The organism is Streptomyces tricolor (assembly GCF_002155905.1).
GTDB lineage: Bacteria > Actinomycetota > Actinomycetes > Streptomycetales > Streptomycetaceae > Streptomyces > Streptomyces tricolor.
Map to the genome: position 1 here is coordinate 1 of NZ_MUMF01000602.1, position 2873 is coordinate 2873.

Annotated in this window: 3 protein-coding genes and 1 pseudogene; 2 read left to right on the top strand and 2 right to left on the bottom strand. The window is 78.8% G+C overall.

Annotated features, from left to right (window positions below):
* Both CCN44_RS34925 and CCN44_RS34930 read right to left on the bottom strand, forming a co-directional pair.
* Nucleotides 1-1210, bottom strand: a 1210-nt coding sequence (locus CCN44_RS34925) for a zf-HC2 domain-containing protein (RefSeq protein WP_208639901.1), incomplete at its 3' end; no start/stop codon positions are given.
* The gene (locus CCN44_RS34930) at nt 1207-1815 is read right to left on the bottom strand and encodes an RNA polymerase sigma factor (RefSeq protein WP_059249586.1); all 609 of its coding nucleotides are present in this window, start codon (nt 1813-1815) and stop codon (nt 1207-1209) included. The genes CCN44_RS34925 and CCN44_RS34930, both read right to left, overlap by 4 nt.
* 157 nt (nt 1816-1972) lie before the next feature.
* On the opposite strand from CCN44_RS34930, the gene CCN44_RS34935 reads away from it, so the two are divergent.
* Together CCN44_RS34935 and CCN44_RS34940 are read left to right on the top strand one after the other, a co-directional pair.
* Nucleotides 1973-2224, top strand: coding sequence for a hypothetical protein (locus tag CCN44_RS34935; protein ID WP_086702500.1), 252 nt, complete (start codon nt 1973-1975; stop codon nt 2222-2224).
* Nucleotides 2225-2873 (top strand): annotated as a pseudogene (locus CCN44_RS34940) (4-alpha-glucanotransferase); the annotation flags it as partial. It lies immediately after the preceding gene.

Here is a 2873-nt window from a genome sequence, read left to right on the forward strand (position 1 = left end):
CCTCGGGCGCGCCGGCCGCGGCGGCCTGGCTGCTGCCGGGGCTGACACTGGCGCCGGCCTCGCTGGCCCTGGCCTCTTTCGTGGGGATCCGGGTCGCGGCCGGCGCGCCCGAGGCGGGCAGCAGCAGCCCGGTCAGGGTCAGCAGCGGCACGCTCACCGCGAGCACGGCGACCGTACGGGTCAGTGCCAGCCGCAGCCCGCCGCCCGGCGTGGCCGCGGCGACCTCGTGCAAGGGGTCCGCGTGCGGGCCGTAGGACAGGGCGACCCCGGCGACGGGCACCACCGGCGCGACGGCCAGCAGCAGCGCCCGCGCGCCCGCGACCCCCGCCCCGTACGACAGCGCCAGCGCGGCCACGGCCACGCCCAGCACGGCCGGCAGCCACGCCCCGCGCACGGCGGGCCCGGCGGCCCACAGCAGCCGGGCGAGCCGAGGCAATCCGGGCCGCAGGGCCGCCCCGGAACCGGGACGCGCGGCCCCGGCGCCCACCGGAGCCGAGACCGCCCCCGCCGCCGGAGCCGAGACCGGCCCCGCCGCCGGAGCCGAGTCCGACCCCGTCGTCGGCTGCTGCGGTCCGGCCGCCGCCGGCACCCCTGCCCGGCTGGTGAGCCGCTGCGGTCCGGCTGTCTCCGGCGCCGCCGCTCGGGTGGTGATCCGCTGTGGTTCGGCCGTCTCTGGCGCCGCCGCCCTGCCGACGAGCGGCTGCGGCCCGGCCGCCTCGGGTGCCGCCGTCCGGCTGGTGACCCGCTGTGGTTCGGCTGTCTCCGGCGCCGCCGCTCGGGCGGTGATCCGCTGCGGTCCGGCCGTCTCTGGCGCCGCCGCCCTGCCGACGAGCGGCTGCGGCCCGGCCGCCTCGGGCGCCGCCGTCCGGCCGGTGAGCTGTTGAGATCCGGCTGCCTCCGGTGCGCCCGCCCTGCTGACGAGCGGCTGCGGCCCGGCCGCCTCCGGAGCCGTCGTCCGGTCGGTGAGCCGCTGCTCCGCCCCGGCCGTCTCGGCCCCTGTCACCCGGTCCAGTACCGCCGCACGCATCTGTGCGAGCACCGCCCCCGCCGCCGTGCCGCGTACCGCGGCCGACACCCGGGGCGCGCAGGTCGCGCAGGTCTCGACGTGTTTCTCCAGGGACCAGGCGTCCGGTTCCGGCAGGACGCCCTCGGCGTAGCGGGCGATCAGGTCGGCGGGGGCGTGCCAGGGGTGTCGTGCGCGGCGGGTCATGCGGTGCCTCCCAGCGGGGACGGGTGCAACTGGGCCAGCGCCTCGCGCAGCTCGGCACGGGCGCGGCGGGCCCGGGACTTGACCGTGCCCTCGGGGATGCCGAGCAGCCGGGCCGCCTCCCGGGTGCTCAGCCCGTCCACGACCGTCGCCCGCAGCACCTCCCGCAGCTCGGGGGAGATCCGGTCGAGCGCGGTGCCGACATCGCCGTACTCCAGCCCGGCCAGCACCCGGTCCTCGGCGGACGGCGCGGCGTCGGACTCGTGCCGCCCGGGGCCCTCCGGCTCCGGCAGCGGTGCCGCGACCCGCGCGACCCGTTCCTGCGCCCGCCGCGCGTCGACCAGCCGGCGCGCGGCGATCGTCCACAGCCAGCCTCCGGCCTCCCGTCCGCGGTGCCCGGCCGCCGACCGCCACACCGTGACGAACGTGTCCTGCACCACCTCCCGCACCAGCTCCGGGTCGGCACACCGCCGGGTCAGCCGCGCGTGCAGCCACCCGGCGTGCCGGTCGTACAGCTCGGCCATCGCCGCCGCGTCCCCCTGCGCGACGGCCCGCAACAGGGCGGCGTCCGCGCCGCTCCCGTCGTCCGTCTCCCGCTGGCCCCCCATGGGGCGGAACAGTCTCACACCCCCTCTATCGATCACCGCGCCGGCGCCGGATCACCTCCGGGCACCGGATTTGCCGCGCGTGGCGCCGGGCTCACGGGGTAGGCCTGCCGTAAACCGTCCAAAGCCGTAGCATCCGCTCCCCGACAAGGAGGCCCCCGTGGCCGCACCGGCTCGACTCACGATTCCGGCCCAGTCCCCGTGGAAACCCGTGGCGGATCCGTCCGCCGAGACCGCCGAGGCGTCGCTGTGCGTGTTCAGCGCCGAGAGCGCGTGCGCGCAGGCGCCGCTGACCAGTGAGCCGCCGCTGCCCGACGCCGAGCCGCTGACCAGCGAGCCCCCGCTCGCCGAGACCGCCCCGCTGACCAGCGAGTCCGACCCGTTCCCGGACTCCTTCGCGCCGGGGCTGTAGATGGCCGCGGCGTCCGACGAGCCCCCCGCCCGGCCCTCCGCGGACCTCGCCCGGCTCGCCGAGCTGCACGGGGTCGCCACCTCCTACCGCCCCGCTCCGGACCGTACCGTCCAGGTCCCCGCCTCCGCCGTGACCGCCGCCCTGGCCGCCCTCGGCGTCGACGCGACCGGACCGGACGCCGTACGCGCCGCCCTCACCGCCCGGGAACGCGAACTGCGCGAGCGCCTGCTGCCGCCGACGGTGGTCCAGTGGGCCGGCGCGGAGCCGGCCGCCGCCCTCACCGCCCTGCCCGCCGGCACCCGGCTGCACATCGTCACGGAGGACGGGGAGGAGTGGGCGGACCAGACGGCCCCCGGGGCACCGGGGGCAGCGGATCTCCCGCTCGGCGTCCACCGGCTGACCGCCACCGCCCCGGACGGGCGGACCGGTGAGGCGTGTCTCGTCGTCGCCCCGGACCGGCTGCCCGCCCCGCCCGGCCGCTCCTACGGCCTGCTCGTCCAGCTGTACTCCCTGCTCTCCCACCGCTCCTGGGGCATGGGCGACCTCACCGACCTCGCCGAGCTGGCCGGCTGGGCCGGACACACCGCGGGCGCCGGGTACGGCCGCGTGCAGCGGGTTGACCTGGATAAACCCGGCGCCCGCGGTGTGT